Genomic DNA, 19,528 nt, shown 5'->3' with positions numbered 1-19,528 from the left:
AGCTGGCGCGGATTTTTCGTGCGGTCCTTTCCCGGTCAGTCCGGCCCGCCGAGCAGGTGGAGCCTGAACCAGTCGGCCGCAGCACCGGAGGACTCGTCCAGCTTCTCTCCGTAGGGGGAGAAATGGCCGCCGCGGACGAGGACCAGCTTTTTCGGTTCGCGCGCGTTGCCGAAGGCCTCCAGCGCCAGGTCGGTCGGCGTGACGTCGTCCCGGTCCGCCACGATCATCAGCAGCGGGGTTGGGGTGATGCGCGGGACGTAGACGCCCGGTTCGTATTCCGACGCCATTTCGAGCGAGCGCAGCGTGACCGCGTTGGGCCAGGGGCGGTCCGGCGCGGTCTCGACGGAGGCGTAGAAGGCGCGGGCGTCGTCGCCGGGATAGACGGCCGGATCGCCGGGTTGCGCCGGCACGACCGCGCGGATTGCCGGCTCCGTCCCACGGAAGCGGGCCACGCGGTCGGCGTCGAAGCCGTCGCGCATGGCGGCGACCGCGTCCGGCCGGACCCGGCGCAGGGATTGCTGGTAACCGCTGATGGTCGGCACTTGGGCAACCACGCAGCGCACCCGCCGGTCGATCGCGCCGAGCACCAGCGCGTGCCCGCCGCTGTAGCTCGACCCCCACAGGCCGATCCGTTCGCGGTCGATGCCGGGCTGGGCGCTGAGCCAAGTGATGGCGTCGCGCGTGTCGCGAATCTGCCGCCAGGGGTCCAGTTCATAACGGGGAGAGCCGTCGCTGTCGCCGCAGTTGCGGTGGTCGTACAGCAGCACGGTGAGGCCGAGCGCGCTGAACCGGCAGGCGAAGGCGTCCAGATGGTGTTCCTTCACCGCGGCGAAGCCGTGCGTCATCACCACGCCCGGCGTTGGCGTGTGGGGCGTGCTGTTCGTTTCCGGACGGTAGAGCCAGCCGCGCAGGGTCGTCCCGTCGCCGGCCTGGAAGGTGATGTCGTTGCGCTCAACCGGCCATTCGGAAGCCATGGTCATCTCCCTTTCACTGGTGTGTTCACATTCGCTGGTGGGGCGAACGATTCTGCGTTGACATTTTGACCGACCGGTCATATTAATAATCTCACAGCGTTCGGCCGGCGATGTCAAGATGCAGCGCGCCGGCCGCTGGACCCCGCACCGGGCCAGCCGACACGCCACCGGGAAGGACGGAGATTTCCAATGCCCATGATCGATTTGACCCTGCCGCGCGGCGCCCTGACGCCGGAGCAGCTTGAGACGCTGATGCACCGCGCCGTGAAGACCCTGATGTGGTGGGAAAAGGTCCCGGACACGCCGGAAGCCCGCAAGATCGCCTGGGCCTTCGTGAACGAGGTGGACAAGCGCCACGTCTTCGTCGGTGGCCTGCCGCCGGAGCGCCCGCGCTACCGCTTCCGCGTCCACACCATGGAAGGCATGCTCGACGACCGCGCACGCCAGGGCATCATCCGCGATCTGACCAAGCTGGTCCTGGAGGTCGAAGGCGTCCCGCACGACCTCGACAACGCCCAGCGCGTCTGGTGCATCCTGCGCGAATACCCGCGCAACGGCTGGGGCATCGGCGGCTACCTGTTCCCGCCCGCCGGTTACGCCAGCGCCCTGTCGGAAATCCGCACGTCGGTCGAAGACTTCACCGATTAGCGCGCCTGCCGAAGAATTTGACCGGTCGGTTTATTGACCTGGGCGAACCCCGATCCTACACTGGCCTGTCGCCGTGACTTACGGCAAAGCGACCACCCGTCCGATGGACGGGCCAGTTGACAAGGGAGAGTGTCCAGTGGCCAACCGGGCCCCCAACAAACGCGGCGTCGAAACGCGGCGCAGGCTTCTGGCCGCCGGGATCACGGAATTCCACGCCAGGGGTTTCGCGGCGACCGGCGTCGACGTGATCGCGAAATCGGCCGAGGTGGCGAAGGGGTCGTTCTACAACTTCTTCGACAGCAAGGACGCCTTCGCCGCCGAAGCCGTCGACGTCTATTTCGAACGGCATCGGGCCAAGCTGATGACGTTCCTCGGCAACGGGGAACTGAGCCCGCTGTCCCGCCTGAAGGCCTATTTCGAGGAACGTGTCGCGTTCTTCACCAGCAACGGCTTCCAGCGCGGCTGCATGATGGGAAACCTGAGCGCGGAAACGACCGACGAGATCGAGATCATCCGCACCCATCTGGCGGCCAATTTCCAGGCCTGGACCCGCCTGTTCGCGGAAACCATCCGGGAAGCGCAGGCCATCGGCGAAATCCGCGCGACGGCCGACGCCGATGTCCTGGCCAACTTCCTTCTGAACAGTTGGGAAGGGGCACTTCTGCGGATGAAGACGGAACGCAGCGCCAAGCCGCTGCAAGAGGCCATCAATGTGATTTTCGGCAGCGTGCTGGTCCCCTGAAGACCGGTCCGCGCCGACAGCAGACCACCAATCAACATAGAATGGGAGGGAAAAGCCATGTCGGACAATGCGCGGATCGTTGAGGCTTGCCGCCTCGCCTTCACCGGCTTTGAAAAGAACGAGCGCGGGCCGCTGCTGGCCCTGCTCGCCGACGACGCGGTGTTCGAATTTCCGACGTCACTGCCCTATGGCGGGACCTACGTCGGGCTGGACAAGTTCAAGGCCTTCTGGGCCGATCTCTATGAGAATTATTACGAGTACTTCAACTACGACGCTATCGATGTGCTGGATGCTGGAACGCACGTGATCGTTCCAGTCGTCGCGCGGGCCATGTCGAAGCATGGCCGCTTCATGGAAAACCAGCACTGCTTCCTGTTCAAGGTGAAGGACGGCAAGATCGTCTACGGCCGCATCTACGCCGACACTGCCAAGGGCCGCGACGCCATCGAAGGGCTGGTCAAGCACCCTTCTCGCGCCTGAACCCCTTTTTAAAACAATACCGGCCCACCGGCGACACGCCGCAAGAACAAGACGGCCGGTCCATTCGCAAGAAATCGCCCAATTGCGCGCCGTTGCCTTGCGGCGGCGCGGCCGGGGAAGGCTGTCCGCGCCCCTGCGGGAAAGCGGCGCGCAACTGGGCGGTCCACGCACAGGGAGGAAACCATGCTTCGCAAACAGCGGACGCCGATCCTGGCCGCCGCCGCGGCGGTGATCGCGCTGGGAGTCGCAACGCCACCAGCGCATGCCGACGGCAAGCCGGTCCGGGTCGGCGTCCTGACGGACATGTCCGGCAACTACGCCGATCCGGCCGGGAAGGGTGCCGTGATCGCCGCGCAGATGGCCATCGACGAGCTTGGCGGCAAGGTGCTGGGGCGCCCGGTCGAGCTTTTGCAGGCCGACCACCAGAACAAGGCCGACGTCGGCTCCGTGGTGGCGCGCAAATGGTTCGACGTGGACGGCGTCGACGCCGTTTTTGAAATGGTCAGTTCGGCGGTGGCGCTCGCCGTTCAGGACATCGCCCGGGAAAAGAAGAAGGTCACCGTCGCCACGGGGGCCGCGACCTCCGCCCTGACCGGGGCCGCCTGCTCGCCGACCGGCATCCACTGGGTCTACGACACCTATTCGCAGGCGAACTCCACGGCGCGCGAGTTGGTCCGCCAGGGCGGCGACAGCTGGTACTTCATCACCGCCGACTATGCCTTCGGCCACGCGCTCCAGGCCGACGCGACGGCGATCATCGAGGCCAACGGCGGCAAGGTGCTGGGCGCGGTGCGCCATCCGCTGGGCACCGTGGACTTCGCCAGCTACCTGCTCCAGGCGCAGGCGTCGGGCGCCAAGATCATCGCCTTCGCCAACGCCGGCAAGGACTTCAGCACCGCGATCACCCAGGCGACCGAGTTCGGCCTCGGCTCCGACGGCAAGCAGAAGCTCGCGGCGCTGCTGGTCACCCTCAGCGAGGCGCACGCGCTGGGCACCAAGGGAGCGCAGGGGCTCTACCTCACCGAAGGCTTCTACTGGGGCCTGAACGACGAGACCCGCGCCTGGTCGCAGAAGTTCTACGAGCGCCACAAGGCGATGCCGACCTCCTTCCAGGCCGGCACCTACTCCGCCGTGCGGCATTACCTGCGCGCGGTGGAGGCCGCGGGCACCGACGACGCCGACGCGGTGGTCGCCAAGATGCGGGAGATGCCGGTCGACGACATGTTCGCCCGCGGCGGCAAGGTCCGCCCGGACGGCCGCATGGTTCACGACATGGTCTTCGCCCAGGTGAAGAGCCCGTCCGAAAGCAAGGGCGAGTGGGACCTCTACAAGATCGTCCAGACCGTGCCAGGCGACGCCGCCTTCCGCCCGCTCGACAAGGGCGGCTGCAAGCTCGCCGCCCGCTGAACGCACGCTTCGAACACACCAATCAATAAGGGGAAACGTCATGTCCGGTAACACGAACACCATCCACTGGGACCGCGTCCGCAAGTTCGCCGAGCGGGAGCGCATCAACACCTACTGGCGCCCCTACGGCCTGCCGGCGATCATCGACCCGAACACCAGCCACATCTCCGGCGCCGACCCAATGCCGCGCTGGGAGGCGCCGCCGAAGGCGATCATCTCCGCCGCGATCAACGGTGCCTTCTTCACCAAGGCGGAAAACCCCCACCAGGCGCATTCGCCGGAGGAGATCATCGCCTCGGCCGAAGAATGCATCGCCGAGGGCGCCCAGGTGGTCCACGTCCACGCCCGCGACGCCGCCGGCTACAACGTGCTGGACCCGGCCCTGTTCGGGGAGGTGCTGGTCGAACTGCGCAACCGCCACCCCAAGATCGCCTTCGACGCCTGCCTCGTCGCCGTCAACGACGAGGAATGCGACGCCATGGAGGCCATGCTGAAGGCCGGGCTGATCGACGCCGTGCCGGTCAACACCACCGCCCTGATCCTGGGCGACAACCTTTTCGTCAAGCCGCCGCACGCGATCATCGAAAAGACGCGGATGGTGCTGGACGCCGGGTTGACGCCGCAGATCGCCGTCTACACCGACGGCGACGTGGACAACGCCCGCCGCCTGCTGATCGACAGCGGGCTGCTGAAGGGGCCGCTGACCTGGCTGCTGCTGGCCGGGCTTCCCGGCTGCACGCCGATGTATTCGTCGGAGAGCATGGTGGACGGGCTGATGCGGCAGGTGCGCCTGATCCGGCACGTCGATCCGGACGCGGTGATCGTCGTCTGCGCCGGCGGCCGGGCCAGCTCCCACATCGCGACGCTGGCGCTTCTGCTCGGCCTGCACGTCCGCGTCGGCATGGAGGACACGGTGTGGATGTGGCCGCACCGCGACGACCTGATCCGCAGCAACGCCGAGGTCTTCCGCATGGTCAAAAACATCGCGGAGAGCCTGGGGCGCGAGCTGATGAGCGCCGACGAGTACAAGGCCCTGTCCCAGGTCGCCCTGCAACGCCAAGCCGCGGAGTGACGCGCCATGGCTTCGCTCCGATACAGGCTGGTCGGGTCCGGGCCCAACCGGGTGATCGCCGCCCACACCTGGCTGGCCGACCACCAGACCTACGCGCCCATGATCCCGTTCCTGGACACGGCGACCCTCACGGTTGCCTTCCCGGACTTCCGCGGCTACGGACTCTCCCGCGACATCGCGGGGGAGTTCACGATCCGCGAGATGGGGCGGGACCTGCTGGGCGTCGCCGACGAGCTGGGGTGGGAGCAATTCCACCTCGTCGGCAACTCCATGGGCGGGCAGGCGGTGCAGTGGCTGGCCGGCCAGCCCATGGCGGCGGAGCGGGTGCAGAGCGTCCTGCTGCTCTGCTCCGTTCCCGCCGGCGGCGCGCCGCTGGATGAGGGCACGGCGTCCTTCTTCGACAGCGCCATCGACGACGTCACGGTGCGCGGCCAACTCGGCAGCGCGGTGACGGGCGGGCGGCTGGGCGACGGCTTCGCCGCCTTCATGGTCCGGCTGTCCGCCGAGACGGCGACCCGCGAGGCCATCAAGGGCTACCTCCGCGCCTGGACGCGGGAGGACGTCAGCGCCGAAATCGCGCCGTACCGCGGGCCGGTCCAGGTCTGTGTCGGCCAGCACGATCCCGTCCTGACGGAGGAGGTGGCGCGCACGGGCATCCTGCCGCTCTTCCCCACGGCGACCCTCGCCACGCTGGAAGGGAGCGGCCATTACCCGCCGATGGAGATCCCGGCCCACAGCGCGGCGCTGATCGGCCGCCTTTGCAAGGCGGGGGTGGCGTCATGACCGCGGATGGCGGAGCGCCGCTGGGCATGCACCGCTCCGGCCATTGGAGCGTGCCGGAAGCGCTGAACCGGGTTCGGCCGGAGACGCTGTTCGGCGACCGCACGGTCAACGCCTTCGCAGAGCGGCCGGCCACCTATGACGCGATGGTCCGCGCCTCCGTCGCGCGCAACCCCGATGGGGAGGCGGTGGTCTGCGGGGAGCGGCGGCTGAGCTACCGGGACTTGGACGGCCTCGTCGAGCGCACCGCCCATGGGTTTATCCGGCGCGGCCTATGCCCCGGCGACCGGGTGGCGGTCATGCTCGACAACCGGCTGGAGTATCTGGTCGCGATCCTGGCGACCGTCCGGGCCGGCGGCATCGCCGTTCCGCTCGGCACGCGGCTTGGGCCGATGGACGTCGCCTACATCGTGGAGAACGCCGCGCCGACCTTCGCCGTCACCGCCCGGGAGTGGCTGCCCCGCTTCCCCACGGAGTCCAGCATCGCCAACACGCTGCTCGTGGACGCCGACCGGCCGAGCGAGGAGCGCTTCGCCGATCTTGCGACGGACGATGCCGGAGTGCTTCCGGCGCTGGCGCCCGAAGACCCGATGATGATCATCTACACGTCGGGCACGACCGGGAAGCCGAAGGGCGCCTGCCTGACGCACGTCAACTTCGTGCACACCTGCCTTCATTACCTCCATGCGCTGGCGATCGACCGGCCGCTGCGCAGCCTGCTGGTCGTCCCCGGCACCCACATCGCCGGGTTCGGGCCGGTCATGTCGGTCACGCTCGCCTCGGCGGGTACCATCGTCATGATGCGGGAGTTCAAGGCCCGCCTCGTCCTCGACGCCATCGACCGCGAGCGGATCACCTTCGCCGTGCTGGTGCCGGCCATGTACCAGCTCTGCCTGATGGAACCCACCTTCGGCGGCCGCGACCTGTCGAACTGGCGCTATGGCGTCTATGGCGGCGCCATCATGCCGCCGGCGGTGATCGAGCGTTTCGCGGAGCGGCTGCCGTCCCTGCGGATGATCAACGCCTACGGCGCGACGGAAACCTGCGCGGTCTGCACCATCATGCCGCCGGAGCTGACGGCGGCGCACCCCGCCAGCGTCGGCCTGCCGCTCCACTGCGACGAACTGCGCGTCGTCGGCGAGGATGGGCGGGAGGTGGAGCCCGGCCGCATCGGGGAGCTGTGGATCCGCGGCCCCAACGTCAGCCCCGGCTACTGGCGCGATGCGGGGGCCACGGAGCGCTCCTTCACGGACGGATTCTGGAAGAGCGGGGACGTCGCCAGCCGCGACGAAAACGGGCTGGTCTTCATCCACGACCGGCTGAAGGACATGATCAACCGCGGCGGCTTCAAGGTCTTCTGCGCCGAGGTCGAGAATGTGCTGATCGGGCATCCCGGCGTCGCCGACTGCTCCGTGGTCGGGGTGCCGGACCCGGTGCTCGGCGAAAAGACCTTCGCCTTCGTCCAGCGGTGTGACGCGTCGGTGGATGGCCCGGCTCTGCGCGACTACCTGCGGGCCCGGATCGCGGACTACAAGGTGCCGGACTTCTGGCACGTCGGCGAGGACCCGGTGCCGCGCAACCAGAACGGAAAGCAGCAGAAAGCCGACGTGCGGCGCCTCGCGGCCGGGCTTTTGGCAGCAACCATGAAGGACCCCGTGTGATGATCCTGGATCCGCAAGAACTGGACGCGGTGTCCTGCTACAAAATCCTGATCGGCACGGTCGTGCCGCGCGCCATCGGCTGGGTCAGCACGCTGTCGGTGGATGGGGTGGCGAACCTCGCCCCCTTCTCCTTCTTCACGGTGGTGTGCCGGAAGCCGCCGATGGTGTCGCTGACCATCCAGCCGCGGTCCGACCGGGTGACCTTGAAGGACACGCTGGTCAACATCCGCGACACTGGCGAGTTCGTCACCAACCTGGTGTCGCTGCCGCAGGCGGAGGGCATGCACAACTCATCGGTCGAATTGGCGTCGGCGGAGGACGAGTTCGCATTCGCGAATCTCGGCAAGGCGCCGAGCAGCGTCGTCCGCCCGCCGCGCGTCCAGGGGGCGCCGGCCAGCATGGAATGCGTGCTGGACCGCATCATCCCGCTGGGCGAGGTCGGCGACCATCTGGTGATCGGCCGGGTGGTGCGTTTCCACATCCAGGACGATCTGTACCTGCCCGGTGGGCGGATCGACACCACGGCGTTGCAGCCCGTTGGGCGTCTGGCCGCGGAATACACGCTGACCGACAACATCTTCACCACCCCGCTGAAACCCGGCGTGGCGGAGAGCCGCGAGGGCCGGCGGATGGTCCGGCTCGATGAAAAGGACGAGGGCTGGTCCGCCATCGACCAGAAGGGCTGGACCGGCGCCGGGAACGCCCTCGAGCCGTCGGGCTGACGGCTCCTGGCGGTCGATGCCACAAGTCTTTCCTGTTCCCAAAGCGAACCTCCGTTCGCTTTGGATTTACATAGCCTCATTCGCCGGCTCTCAGCGGATGCCTATGGCATCCGCCTGCCGCCAGCGGGAACGAAGTTCCCGCGAGAGGCCGGGCTTCGGTCGCCAATGTCTGAACAAAAGGCTGGCGACCGGGCCCGCCGTCGCGGTCCAAAGCGGATTGCAATCCGCTTAAGTCCTGGCGAAAAGGGTTGCGCTCTTTCCGGCCGCGTGGTCGAAGGATAAGGACCGTCGCCACGTCGGCGCGGAAGGACGCACGGGAAGACGCCAGGATCGGGATGACAGGGAAATCGGATGTTCCGTCGCACTGCAACTGCGCCAAGATTAGAAGAGCAGCGCGGCACATCACGCGGTTCTATGACTCCTGCCTCGCCGCCGTCGGGATTCGGGCCACGCAATACACGCTGCTCGGCTGTCTGAACAGCCGGGGACCAATGACCATGCTTCAGCTGGCGACCCTGGTGGCGATGGACCGCGCCACGGTCGGGCACAACCTGCGCCCGCTGGAACGCGACGGCCTCGTGTCGATCAAGGTCAGTGAGAAGGACCGCCGCGCGCGGATTGTGTCCGTCACCGACGCCGGATTGGACCTGCTCGCCCGCGGGCGGCCTGGCTGGGAAAAGGCCCAGGCCGAGTTCGAACGGCTGTACGGGACGCAGAACGCGTCGGCCATGCGCGCCATGATGGACGAGGTCGTGGCCTGCGACCTGCCGCCGGGCACCGGCGCCTGACCGCCGCGGCGCGGAGTCGGCGCATTTTCTCAACGTTTCCGTTCCAAATCGCAACCAATCCCGATGCAAATCCGGGTTGGTTGCTGTTGCTGTTGACCCCGCTCCAGTTCCCGTTTGTTATTTCGGGAAAAGCGCTGAGGGATGGAAGGAGAGGACGGTGGAGGTCGAGACCCTGTATTTCCGGACGCTGGAGGGGGCGGTCGAGTTCCTGCGCTCCGAGGGGTTTTTGTTCCAGGGAGCCCCGAACCGGTGGAAGAAGGACAGTGAAGGCAAGGTGCTGCGGGCGGACATCCACGTGTCCGGCGCCCAGCACGCCACCATCGTGATCTACCGCCCGGGCGCCGACAGCTGAGGCGCCGCTGGCGTTCCGGAAACAACAAAGAAACCGCGTTGTTATAGCGGAAAGCGTCGACGATTCACAGTTGCGACGCTAAAAACCGACTTGCGGCATAGACATTCATGGTGTTCTAATGGCGTCCACGGAATGCCACCAGGGCGTGCGCGTGGCTGTGCGCCGCCGGGACCATTGACGACAGGGAAGGAACGATGATCGTGCCGTCACCGTCTTCCAAGCGAAGCATTGCCATGGCTTCGAAACGAAGCGTCGCCATCGTCGGGGCGGGCTTCACCGGCAGCGTCCTCGCGGCCCACCTCCTGCGCAACGCGGAGGGGCCGACCACCATCCACCTGATCGAACGGGCCGACACGCTTGGTACCGGCCTCGCCTATTCCACGGCGAACGCCGCCCATCTGCTGAACGTGCGCGCCTACAACATGAGCGCCTTTCCCGACGACCCGCGGCATTTCCTGCGCTGGCTGTGGTCCAAAGACGATGGCGAAGCCGTACCGCCGAGCGGCCACGCCTTCGTGTCGCGGGCGCGCTACGGTGCCTACATCCAGGACGTGCTGCGGGAAGCGCGGGCGGAGGCGCCAGCCCACGTGGCTCTCAACACCGTCCAGGGCGAGGCCGTCGATCTGGCGGTGGACGACGGTTCGGCGCCCGGTGGGCGGAAGGGCGTGCGCCTGCGCCTCGGCACCGGGGCCAAGCTCGACGTGGACGCGGTGGCGCTCTGCGTCGGCCATTTCCCGCCGTCGCCGCCGCCCGTGCCAGCCCCGGAGGTTTTCGCGTCGGATCGGTTCATCGGCGATCCCTGGAACGCGGCGGCGGTTTCCGCCATCGATCCGGACGCGCCGGTCCTGATCCTGGGCACCGGCCTCACCATGGTGGACGTGGTGCTGTCGCTGGACAACCAGGGCCATCGCGGCCCGATCGTCGCGCTGTCGCGCCGCGGGCTGCTGCCCACCACCCATGTGGAGACGCGCCCCTTCAAGTCCTTCGTCCACCCGCAGGTGATGCCGCGTACGGTGCTGGACGTGCTGATCGCGCTGAAGGCCGACGTCCGCCGCGCGCGGGAGGAGGGGTACGACTGGCGGGCCGCCTTCGATGCGTTGCGGCCCTACCATCCGCTGATCTGGAAGCACCTGCCCCTGGACGAGCGGGAACGATTCCTGCGCCACGCCCGCCCATATTGGGAGGTGCACCGCCACCGCATGGCGCCGGAGGTCGCGGCACGGATCGACGCGCTGCGCGCCAATGGCCGGCTGGCGGTTCGGGCTGGCCGCCTGACCGACCTGGCGTTGACGCCGGATGGGGTCGAAGCGACGGTGCGGGCGCGGGGCGGTGAGGACGGCACCTGGACGCGGACGGTCGGAGTGATCATCAACGCCACGGGCACGGAATGCGATTACGGGCGCATTCGCCACCCGCTGATGCAGGCGTTGCTGCGGCGTGGGCTGGCGCGGCCCGATCCCCTGCGGCTCGGCCTCGACGTCACGGAGGAGGGGGCGCTGATCGGCGAGGACGGCGCGGCGTCCGACCGCCTGTTCGCCCTGGGGCCGGTCAGCCGCGCGCCCTTCTGGGAGATGACCGCCGTGCCGGAACTGCGCAGCCAGTGCGCGAACGCCGCCCGCACCCTGGCGCACGCCCGGCCGGAGGGTATTGCATCGACCACGAACGTCTTGGCGCGGCCCCGCGTCAGCCGCTAATACTGCACCGCACAATGCCCGCCACCCATGGCACCGGCTTGGCCGGCGCGAAGGAACCGACTGCGTGATCGATCCCGGACCCCGCTCCCTGGAAGAGCTGGAAGCACGCCTCGCCCGTGACCTCGACCTGCTGACCCTGCCACCGGCGGAGTGGGTGCCCCCTCGCGCAGGTGTGCTGGACGTGGCGATCGTCGGGGCCGGCATGGCAGGGCTGACCGCCGCCTTTGCGCTCCGCAAGCTGGGCATCGCCAACGTCCGGCTGTTCGACCGCGCCCCGGCGGGGCGGGAAGGGCCCTGGGGCACCTTCGCCCGGATGGAGACGCTGCGCTCGCCCAAGACGCTGACCGGGCCGGCGCTGGGTTTCGCCAACCTGACCTTCCGCGCCTGGTACGAGGCGCAGTTCGGGACCGTAGCGTGGGAGGCGCTGTTCCGAATTCCGCGCCTGCAATGGCTCGACTACCTGACCTGGTACCGCCGCGTCACCAGCCCGACGGTGGAGAACGACACCGCGCTGACCGGCCTGTCCGGCGACGCGGAGGGCGTGACGCTGAGCCTTGATGGGCCGGAAGGGACAGGTTCGGTCCGCGCCCGCCGCGTCATCCTGGCGAACGGCCGCGACGGGCTGGGCGGACCCTTTATCCCGCCCTTCTGGCGGGACGTCGACAAGCGGTTCTGGGCGCACGCCCACGAGCCCATCGACTTCGCCGCGCTGAAGGGCAAGACGGTGGCCGTGCTCGGCGCCGGGGCGGGTGCCGTGGACAACGCGGCGGAGGCGCTGGAGACTGGGGCGGCCAAGGTGTACATGCTGGTCCGCCGCAAAGAGCTTCCGCGCGTCAACAAGAGCCTCGCCGCCGGCAACGCCGGCCTCCTGCTTGGCTTCAACGACCTGTCGGACGAGCGGCGCTGGGCGCAGAACCAGTACATCGCCGACACCGCCGTGCCGGCCCCGCACAACTCCATGCTGCGTTGTTCCCGCCATGCGAACTTCAGTTTGCTGACCGGCTGCGCCATCGAGGGCGCGCGGCCGGAGGGCGGCCGGCTGGCGCTGGACACGACGCGCGGCCCGGCGATGGTCGATTTCGTGATCCTGGCGACCGGCTTCACCGTGGATTGGGCGCGCCGCCCGGAGTTGGCGGAGCTTGCCCGGCACGCCCTGCTGTGGCGCGACCGCTACGTCGCCCCCGGCCGGGAGGGCAACGAGTTCGCCGAGCACCCCTACCTCGGCCGCGACTTCCAGTTCCAGGAACGCACGCCGGGCGAGGTGCCCTGGCTGCCGCGCGTCCACGCCTTCAACTACGCCGCGGTGCTGAGCCACGGCCGGGTGACCGGCGACATCCCCGGCATCAGCGTCGGGGCGGAGCGGCTGGCTGCGGGCATCGCGGGCGCCCTGTTCGCCGAGGACTACGACCACCACTGGCAGCGCCTCCAGACCTTCGAGACGCCGGAACTGCTGGGCGACGAGTGGACGGAGGCGGAGGGGTTCTGACGAGGATGTTCACCACAGAGACACGGAGGCACGGAGAAAATTCTCTCTGTGCCTCCGTGTCTCTGTGGTGACGTCGGCCTGCTTCGCTCACCCCTTCCGCAGCGCGCCCGTCACGTCGACCGTGCGCAGGGCGGCCAGTTCGCTGTCGCTCGGTTCCGGGATCGGGGCGGCGTCCGGCGCGATCTTCAACTCCCAGCCGGTGTTGGCCCGGATCTCCTCGGCGCTGGAAAAAGCGTACCAGCCCGCCAGCACAAACTCCTTCGTCGCAGCCTCCGGCCGCAGGATGCCCAGCGTGGTGATGATGGCCGACGGCCCGCCGCCGACGAAGCCGTGCCGGGCGCGGGCGTCGCCGCCCTCCAGATAGCCGGGGGAGCTGACGTAGGTGACCGTCTCCGCGAAGCGCTTGGGCTCGTGCGCGACCATGATCAGGTAGCGCTTGGCGCCACACGCGATGTCGTTGGCGCCGCCGGCCCCGGTCAATCGGGTTTTCGGCGGGCGGTAGTGGTCGCCGATCTCACCATCCCAGATGCCGGTGGTGTTCACGTTGCCGAACCGGTCCACCTGCGCCGCCCCAATGATGCCGACGTCGCAGCGCCCCGACGCCACGAGGCAGCCCAGCGCGTCAAGCCCCGAGGTGAAGCTGGTGGCGTTTGCCGAGATGCGGTTGCACTCGATCCCCCAGGGCAGGCCGCCGACCGGCGTCGCGCCGTAGACGCCGCCTTCGGTCATGGCGCGCACGTTGGGGGCGTGGTGCGCCTGGGCGAAATAGCCGGCCAGCATGGACAGGCCGACGCCGAAGATGGCCAACTCGCCGTCGCGGATCTCGCGGCCGGTGGCGATCGCCATCATCTCCTGTCGCGTGTAGGGCAGGGTCACGACACGCCTCCCTCGGCCTGGAGTTGCGCCACCACCTCGGCCGGCAGGATCCACGGGCGGTAGGGGTCGAGCAGGAAACCGGTCGCCGTGGCGCTGAGCGACGCGCGCTTCTCCGCCCCGATCATCGCCAGATAGCCGTCCAGATCCGCGTAGCCGTCCACGAAGTCGCGCCGGTACTGGGCCGTGCCCTCCTCGGTCGCCAGCGCCTTGTTCATCAGCCGCATGTGCTCCTCGTCCACGTCGTACATGCCGGGGGAGCTTTGCGGCCAGGCGGCGAAGGGCCAGTGCACCACCGCCTCCACCACGATGTCCGGAATGCGGACGAGGTTGGGGAACTGGCGCATGCAGGCGGTGTCGACGATGGCGTCGGCCACCAGCACCACCCGCTTGGCCGCCCGCGACAGCTCGAACCGGCTCCATTCCGTGCCCAGCATGATGGCGTTGCCCAGCGGGTCGGCCAGCGTGACGTGGATGGCGGCGAGGTCCGGCTTCAGCGGGCTGAGGGCCCCGACCGGGCGCCCGCTGAAGGGGTCGGTGACGGTGGGGATCTTGGTGCGGCTGGGGTAGGCGTCCGGTTCGAAGGCGCTGCGGTCCTGCAGGTCCGACCCGATGTTGACCGTGGCCGGAACGAAGGGCCAGTTCATCGCCCCGCCCAGCAGGCGCAACGCCATGGCGAGGTTGGAATAGTCCTCCAGCGCCAGGGCGCCGCTCTCCACCGCGCGGCGCAAGCCGTTGGCGAAGCCGAAGACCTCCAGCCCGGTGAAGCCGCATTCCGCCCTGGTCACCGCGCCGGCCCCGGCCAGCAGGTTCAGCTGCTGGCTGTTGCAGTGGAAGATGGCGTGCAGGTCGCGGCGCTCCTGGCGCAGCAGCTCCCGCCCGAAGGCCACCGCGTCGGATCCGATGGGCAGCGCCGCCCCGCTGGCGTACTGCATGCCGTCCCGGCTGGTGCGGCGCACCGCCTCGGCCAGGGAAATCAGTTTGTTCGATGCCATATCCTACGCTTACCAACTTTCCGCCAGACCAAGCAATTCCAACACCCGATGGCGCAAATCCACAAGCACCGGATCGTCGCGATGGCGGGGATAGGGGCGGTCGATGGCGATTTCGGCCTTGATGCGGGCGGGGCGCTCGCTGAAGACGACGACCTTGGTCGCCATCAGCAGGGCCTCCTCCACGTCATGCGTGACCAGCAGGGCGGTGAAACCGGCGTCACGCCACAGCCGCACGATCTCCCCCTGCATGGCGATGCGGGTCAGGCTGTCCAGCTTGCCCAGCGGTTCGTCCAGCACCAGCAGGCGCGGGTCGTTGACCAGGGCGCGGGCGAGTGCAGCGCGCTGCGCCATGCCGCCGGAGAGCTGGTGCGGGTAGGCCTTGGCGAACTTGTCCAGGCCGACAAGGCGCAGCGCCTCCTCCACCCGGCCGCGGTTGGCCTTCAGCCGGCCCTGCGCCTCCAGCCCAAGCGCCACATTGTCCCACACCGTGCGCCAGGGGTAGAGAGTCGGGTCCTGGAAGACCACGACGCGCGACGGGTGCGGCCCGGCGATCGGGGCGCCGTCGGCCGTCAGGCGGCCGGCGCGCGGCGGCTCCAGCCCGGCGACCTGCCGCAGCAGCGTGGACTTGCCGCAGCCGGACGGCCCGAGCAGGGCCACAAACTCGCCGGGCTCCGCCCGCAGGCTGACATCGTCCAGCACCGGCAGCGGCGCGCCGTGCAGGTCGAAGGCGTGGCTGACCGACTGGACCTCCAGCGCCAAGCCGGCGGTCCGATCCTGTTCAAGCGCTACCATTTCAGCATCCCCTTCTGCCAGGCGAGCAGCCGGTCGCGCACGCGGAACAGCAGCGTAACGAGGCCGGAGCAGACCCCGGCCATCACCAGCAGGGCCGCGTACATGTTGGCGTAGGCCGCCCAGCCCTGGGCCCATTGCAGGTACCAGCCGAGCCCGGCCTTCACCCCCATCATCTCCGCCACCACCAGCACGGCGAAGGACGCGGCAAGGCCCATGAACAGGCCGACGAAGACGTGCGGCATGGCCGCCGGCACAGCCACCTTCAGCACCAGGAAGCGGTTCGACGCCCCCAGTGTGCGGGCGATGTCGTAATAGGCCGGGTTGACGCTGGCCACGCCGGACCAAGTCAGGATGGTCACCGGCACGCCGGTGGCGAGCGCGATCAGGAAGACGCTGGCGCTCCAGCTCGACGGGAAGGCGAAGAAGGCGATGGGCAGCCAGGCGGTGGCCGGCAGCGGGCCGATCAGCCGCAGTACTGGGTTGATCCAATAGGCGACCGCGCGCGACCAGCCGATTGACACACCGGTGACGAGGCCCACCGCGGCGCCGATGCCGTAGCCGGTCAGCAGCAGCTTCAGCGACGCGACCAGACACTCCACCAGCCGCGGCCAGTCGTCCAGATAGACCTCCAGCAGCGCCTGCGGCGGAGCGAAGAAGGGGCGCGGCAGCAGGTTCAGCTTGGCTGTCATCACCTCCCAGACGGACAGGCCGAGCGCCAGCACCAGCAGCCAGGGCACGGCTGCCCGCAACCGTTTGCCGACCGCGCCCAGCCAGCGCAACGTCGGCGTGGCGAAGGCCAGCGCGCCCCCGACGACGACGAGCAGGCTGGCGTATTCGCCGGTGCGCCCCCACTCGTCGGCGTCGGGCCACAGGGCCGTCAGCGCGGCGGCGGCGAGCCAGGCGGCGCTCGCCGCCAGCCCGCCGAGCCACAACCGCTCGGCCGGGGGCGTGTCCGTTGCCGGCACGCCGTCCGGACCGAACGCGGTGGCGTTCTGGACCGCTTTCATCTTAGGCCAGCACGTCCGCGTAGACGCGCTCGGCGAACTTGATCGGGTCGGTGGAGGGCTTGAAGACCTGGACGGTCTTCAGCTCCTCGGCGAACAGGGCGATCTCCTTCTTGATGTCGTTGCCGGCCGGGTGGTGGTGGTGCGTCTGGCTGCCGAGCTGGGCGGCCAGATCCTCCAGGCTGGTCTTGGGCGAGTAGGGCTGGTATGCCTTGGCGGCCTCCAGCGGGTTGTGGGCGGTCAGGTCCTGCGCCTCGAAGATCGCGCTGGTCAGCGCGGTGGCGGCGGCCTTGTCCTCGCGCAGAAGGCTGTTGCGCACGCCGATCACGCAGCAGACGCGGCTGGCGTACTGCTCCGACAGGTTGGAGGCGACCTCCACGAAGTTGCCGGTCTTCAGGAACTGGTAGGTCACCGGGTCCCAGTGGGCGACGCCCTGCGCCTCGCCCTTCTCCACCGCCGCGGCCAGCAGGTCGCCGGGGAAGACGCGCCAGTCCAGGTCCTTGTTGGGATCGAGCCCGTGCTTGGCCAGCAGGATGGAGAACAGGTGCTTGGCCGGGCTGGACAGGTCGCTGATCCCGATCACCTTGCCCTTCAGCCCTTCCAGTGTGGTAATGCCGCTCGCCTTCGCGGCCAGCAGGCGGATGCAGCCGCCGTGCACGCCGGCGACGATCCGCACGTCGAACCCCTGCTCCAGCGGCTTCAGCCAGCGCAGCGCCATGCCGTGGCCGACGTCCGCCTTGCCGGTGGCGATGGCCTCCAACAGCTGCTCGGTCGAGCCGGAGAAGTTCACGAACTCCACGTCCAGCCCGTGCTTCTCGAACAGGCCCGCGTGCTTCGCCAACGCGACCGGCGCGCCGCAGACCGCCCCGGTGTTCCAGGCGAGCTTCAGCGGCTTCAGCGCGGCCGGGGCGGGCGCGGCCAGCAGGGACGGCGCGGCAGCGGCGAAGGGCAGGGCGATCGCACCCGCGGCAGCAGCCTTCAGCAACGTGCGCCGGGTGGGTGCGGCGTTCGGGAAACCCGTGTGGGGCCGGTTCGTGGTCATGGTAGCCCGCATCCTCTCGTTTTAACGTCTGTGACGTGTTGATAATAGGAATTCACGTGATATTCACAGCAGGACCGGTTTATATTGTCAACTTGAGTAATAGAGAAATATGAGGGAGGAGAGTCCCATGATCACCGCCATCGTCCGCTACCGTCTGCCGCCGGGCATCGGCCGGGAGGAATGCCGCGCCCACTATCTCGCCATCGCGCCCGGCTTCGCGGACGTGCCCGGCCTGATCCGCAAGCAGTTCATCTGGAGCGAGGGCGGCACGGCCGGCGGCGTCTACCAGTGGCACCGCCAGGAGGATGCGGAGCGCTTCTACGGCGGTCCCTGGCTGGACGGCATCCTGGCGCGCTACGGCGCGGCACCGGAGATCGAGTTCTTCGAGACCTTCGCCATCACCGACGTTCCCGGCGGCGTGGCCGTCCCGGACTGACCGTCCCGGACTGACCGTCGAACGACGCGACTTTTTACCGGAAGGATGAAGCCATGCCGGACACCAACACGCTTTTCCTTGGACCCTTGCTCGACCCGCAGATCGTCGCGCTGTACCAGACGGCGGCCGGTCATGGCTGCGGGCCGGCCGACCCGCTGACCCTTCCGCTGGCCGAGGTGCGGGCGGCGGCGGAGCGCCATCACGTCTTCCTGAACGGGGACGTTCCGCCGATGGCGGAGGTCCGCGACGTGGTTGCCGACGGGCCGGCCGGTCCGCTGCCGCTGCGGCTGTACCGGCCGGAGGGCCAGGCGAGCGAGCCCCTGCCGGTGCTGGTCTATTTCCACGGCGGCGGATTCGTCGTGAACAGCGTGAACACGCACGACCGGCTGCTGCGCCTGCTCGCGCTGCACAGTGGGGCGGTGATCTGCGCCGTGTCCTACAGCCTGGCGCCGGAACGCCGCTTCCCGCACCAGCATGGGGAGGCGCTGGCCGCCCTGCACTGGGTCGCGCGGGAGGGGGCGGCCAATGGGATCGACACCGGGCGGATCGCGGTGGGCGGCGATTCCGCGGGTGCCAACCTGGCGCTGTCGGCCGCGCTCGCCGCCCGTGCGGACGGGGAGCCGCGCGTGTCCTTCGGCCTGCTGCTCTATGGCATGTTCGCCCACGATTTCGACACGCTGTCGCACCGCCGGTTCGGCAACGGGCGCTACGGCCTGACCACGGAACGGATGCGCTGGTACTGGCGGCAGTATCTGGGGGAGGGCAACGCGGCGGCGCAGGAGGATCCCCGCGCCGTCCCGCTGCTCGCCGACCTCGACGGGTTGCCGCCGATGATGCTGGTGGCCGCGGAGTTGGACTGCCTGCGCGACGACAGCCTGCGCCTGTCGGAACGGCTGGCCCTGGCCGGCGTCCCGCACGGGCTGGAAATGTGCGTCGGGCTTCCGCACTCCTTCGCGACCATGACGCGGCTGGTGGACGCGGCAGACGCCGCTGTCGTGCGCGCGGCACAAGCCGTGGGACGGCATCTGCGCGCCTGAAATCGGGCAAACGCACAAGAATTCGGCAGTACCGGACAAATTTTGAGCAACGACGGCTGATCCGGCCCCGATCTGACCTCTGGATGCCGCAGAGCCTGTGGACCCCGTGGGTTGGCATTGCCGTTGCAAAGACGGACGCGTAAAGCCGCTAGGGTTCCGGCCGGGCCGCATGCTGATGCGATCCGGTGGCTGGTCCGAGAGCGGCGACCCGGCCGGTGAACAGCGGACGGGCACACGGCGGGACAAAAGCCCGGGAGGTTCCGAACACGGAGGCGTGCAGCCCCGGTGGGACTTCCCCGCTACGCCTGCATTCCTCCTTGATCAGCTGCTCCGGCCGGGACGACCCGGCCCGTGGTCCCTCGATGGGCCTCGCCTGGAGCCTTGGCCGGGACGACCCGGTTGGGTGAGGAGGCAAGTCCGTGGACAGGCACGACGTCCTTTACGAAGACGAGATCCCCGGCGGGAAGCATTGGTCGTTCACGGTGCGGCGCGGCACGGTCCTGCGCCTGATCGACCGTGAGGGCGGCGCCAACGTGGGCATGC

At 68.8% G+C, this 19,528-nt stretch carries 21 protein-coding genes and 1 riboswitch; of the genes, 15 read left to right on the top strand and 6 right to left on the bottom strand.

What is annotated here, in order from left to right; all coding sequences use genetic code 11:
* Positions 1 to 35: 35 nt before the first annotated feature.
* Positions 36 to 974 (bottom strand): alpha/beta hydrolase, encoded by a 939-nt coding sequence (locus M2351_RS21620; RefSeq protein ID WP_264658123.1) that lies wholly within the window; start codon positions 972 to 974, stop codon positions 36 to 38.
* 189 nt (positions 975 to 1,163) lie between these two features.
* On the opposite strand from M2351_RS21620, the gene M2351_RS21615 reads away from it, so the two are divergent.
* From M2351_RS21615 to M2351_RS21560, 12 genes are all read left to right on the top strand, one after another.
* Positions 1,164 to 1,622, top strand: a complete 459-nt coding sequence (locus tag M2351_RS21615; protein ID WP_264658122.1) for a tautomerase family protein — start codon at positions 1,164 to 1,166, stop codon at positions 1,620 to 1,622.
* A 136-nt stretch (positions 1,623 to 1,758) separates the two neighbouring features.
* Positions 1,759 to 2,364: a TetR/AcrR family transcriptional regulator gene (locus tag M2351_RS21610; RefSeq protein ID WP_264658121.1), complete on the top strand. Its 606-nt coding sequence runs from the start codon at positions 1,759 to 1,761 to the stop codon at positions 2,362 to 2,364.
* 57 nt (positions 2,365 to 2,421) lie between these two features.
* A complete protein-coding gene (locus tag M2351_RS21605; RefSeq protein WP_264658120.1) occupies positions 2,422 to 2,844 on the top strand; it encodes a nuclear transport factor 2 family protein in 423 nt (140 codons plus the stop codon).
* Positions 2,845 to 3,027: 183 nt separating this feature from the next.
* A complete protein-coding gene (locus tag M2351_RS21600) occupies positions 3,028 to 4,251 on the top strand; it encodes an ABC transporter substrate-binding protein (protein ID WP_264658119.1) in 1,224 nt (407 codons plus the stop codon).
* A gap of 40 nt (positions 4,252 to 4,291) precedes the next feature.
* Positions 4,292 to 5,323 carry a BKACE family enzyme gene (locus M2351_RS21595; protein WP_264658118.1) on the top strand — a complete coding sequence of 344 codons (1,032 nt, stop codon included), beginning with the start codon at positions 4,292 to 4,294 and terminating at the stop codon, positions 5,321 to 5,323.
* 6 nt (positions 5,324 to 5,329) lie between these two features.
* Positions 5,330 to 6,106, top strand: coding sequence for an alpha/beta fold hydrolase (locus M2351_RS21590; RefSeq protein ID WP_264658117.1), 777 nt, complete (start codon positions 5,330 to 5,332; stop codon positions 6,104 to 6,106).
* Complete coding sequence (locus M2351_RS21585) at positions 6,103 to 7,764, top strand: class I adenylate-forming enzyme family protein (protein WP_264658116.1); 1,662 nt, start codon at positions 6,103 to 6,105, stop codon at positions 7,762 to 7,764. The genes M2351_RS21590 and M2351_RS21585 overlap by 4 nt, the downstream gene beginning before the upstream one ends.
* Complete coding sequence (locus M2351_RS21580; RefSeq protein WP_264658115.1) at positions 7,764 to 8,486, top strand: flavin reductase family protein; 723 nt, start codon at positions 7,764 to 7,766, stop codon at positions 8,484 to 8,486. The genes M2351_RS21585 and M2351_RS21580 overlap by 1 nt, the downstream gene beginning before the upstream one ends.
* 335 nt (positions 8,487 to 8,821) lie before the next feature.
* Positions 8,822 to 9,274, top strand: coding sequence for a MarR family winged helix-turn-helix transcriptional regulator (locus M2351_RS21575; protein ID WP_264658114.1), 453 nt, complete (start codon positions 8,822 to 8,824; stop codon positions 9,272 to 9,274).
* 157 nt (positions 9,275 to 9,431) lie between these two features.
* Positions 9,432 to 9,626 (top strand): hypothetical protein, encoded by a 195-nt coding sequence (locus M2351_RS21570; RefSeq protein ID WP_264658113.1) that lies wholly within the window; start codon positions 9,432 to 9,434, stop codon positions 9,624 to 9,626.
* Positions 9,627 to 9,859: 233 nt separating this feature from the next.
* Positions 9,860 to 11,320: an FAD/NAD(P)-binding protein gene (locus tag M2351_RS21565; protein WP_264658112.1), complete on the top strand. Its 1,461-nt coding sequence runs from the start codon at positions 9,860 to 9,862 to the stop codon at positions 11,318 to 11,320.
* Positions 11,321 to 11,384: 64 nt separating this feature from the next.
* On the top strand, positions 11,385 to 12,806 hold the full coding sequence (locus M2351_RS21560) for an FAD/NAD(P)-binding protein (protein ID WP_264658111.1): 1,422 nt from the start codon (positions 11,385 to 11,387) through the stop codon (positions 12,804 to 12,806).
* A gap of 87 nt (positions 12,807 to 12,893) precedes the next feature.
* Here M2351_RS21560 and M2351_RS21555 read toward each other — a convergent pair whose 3' ends face one another.
* The 5 genes from M2351_RS21555 to M2351_RS21535 are packed head-to-tail and all read right to left on the bottom strand — an operon-like array spanning position 12,894 to position 17,512.
* A complete protein-coding gene (locus M2351_RS21555) occupies positions 12,894 to 13,682 on the bottom strand; it encodes a CoA-transferase subunit beta (protein WP_264658110.1) in 789 nt (262 codons plus the stop codon).
* Positions 13,679 to 14,674 (bottom strand): CoA transferase subunit A, encoded by a 996-nt coding sequence (locus M2351_RS21550; protein ID WP_264658109.1) that lies wholly within the window; start codon positions 14,672 to 14,674, stop codon positions 13,679 to 13,681. The genes M2351_RS21555 and M2351_RS21550 overlap by 4 nt, the downstream gene beginning before the upstream one ends.
* A gap of 9 nt (positions 14,675 to 14,683) precedes the next feature.
* A complete protein-coding gene (locus M2351_RS21545; RefSeq protein WP_264658108.1) occupies positions 14,684 to 15,466 on the bottom strand; it encodes an ABC transporter ATP-binding protein in 783 nt (260 codons plus the stop codon).
* Complete coding sequence (locus M2351_RS21540; RefSeq protein WP_264658107.1) at positions 15,460 to 16,473, bottom strand: ABC transporter permease; 1,014 nt, start codon at positions 16,471 to 16,473, stop codon at positions 15,460 to 15,462. The genes M2351_RS21545 and M2351_RS21540 overlap by 7 nt, the downstream gene beginning before the upstream one ends.
* Position 16,474: 1 nt before the next feature.
* A complete protein-coding gene (locus tag M2351_RS21535; RefSeq protein ID WP_264658106.1) occupies positions 16,475 to 17,512 on the bottom strand; it encodes an ABC transporter substrate-binding protein in 1,038 nt (345 codons plus the stop codon).
* A 127-nt stretch (positions 17,513 to 17,639) separates the two neighbouring features.
* Here M2351_RS21535 and M2351_RS21530 point away from each other — a divergent pair, with 127 nt between their 5' ends.
* The 3 genes from M2351_RS21530 to M2351_RS21520 all read left to right on the top strand — a co-directional run.
* Entirely contained in the window at positions 17,640 to 17,948 is a 309-nt protein-coding gene (locus M2351_RS21530) for a YdhR family protein (protein ID WP_264658105.1), read from the top strand.
* 53 nt (positions 17,949 to 18,001) lie between these two features.
* Positions 18,002 to 18,985 carry an alpha/beta hydrolase gene (locus M2351_RS21525; protein ID WP_264658104.1) on the top strand — a complete coding sequence of 328 codons (984 nt, stop codon included), beginning with the start codon at positions 18,002 to 18,004 and terminating at the stop codon, positions 18,983 to 18,985.
* Between the two features lie 137 nt (positions 18,986 to 19,122).
* Positions 19,123 to 19,244: riboswitch (guanidine-I (ykkC/yxkD leader) on the top strand.
* Between the two features lie 160 nt (positions 19,245 to 19,404).
* Positions 19,405 to 19,528, top strand: a 124-nt coding sequence (locus tag M2351_RS21520) for a DUF1989 domain-containing protein (RefSeq protein WP_264658687.1), incomplete at its 3' end; no start/stop codon positions are given.

The organism is Azospirillum canadense, from assembly GCF_025961225.1.
Taxonomy (GTDB): Bacteria; Pseudomonadota; Alphaproteobacteria; order Azospirillales; family Azospirillaceae; genus Azospirillum; species Azospirillum canadense.
This window is presented reverse-complemented; position numbering and strand designations above follow the sequence as displayed.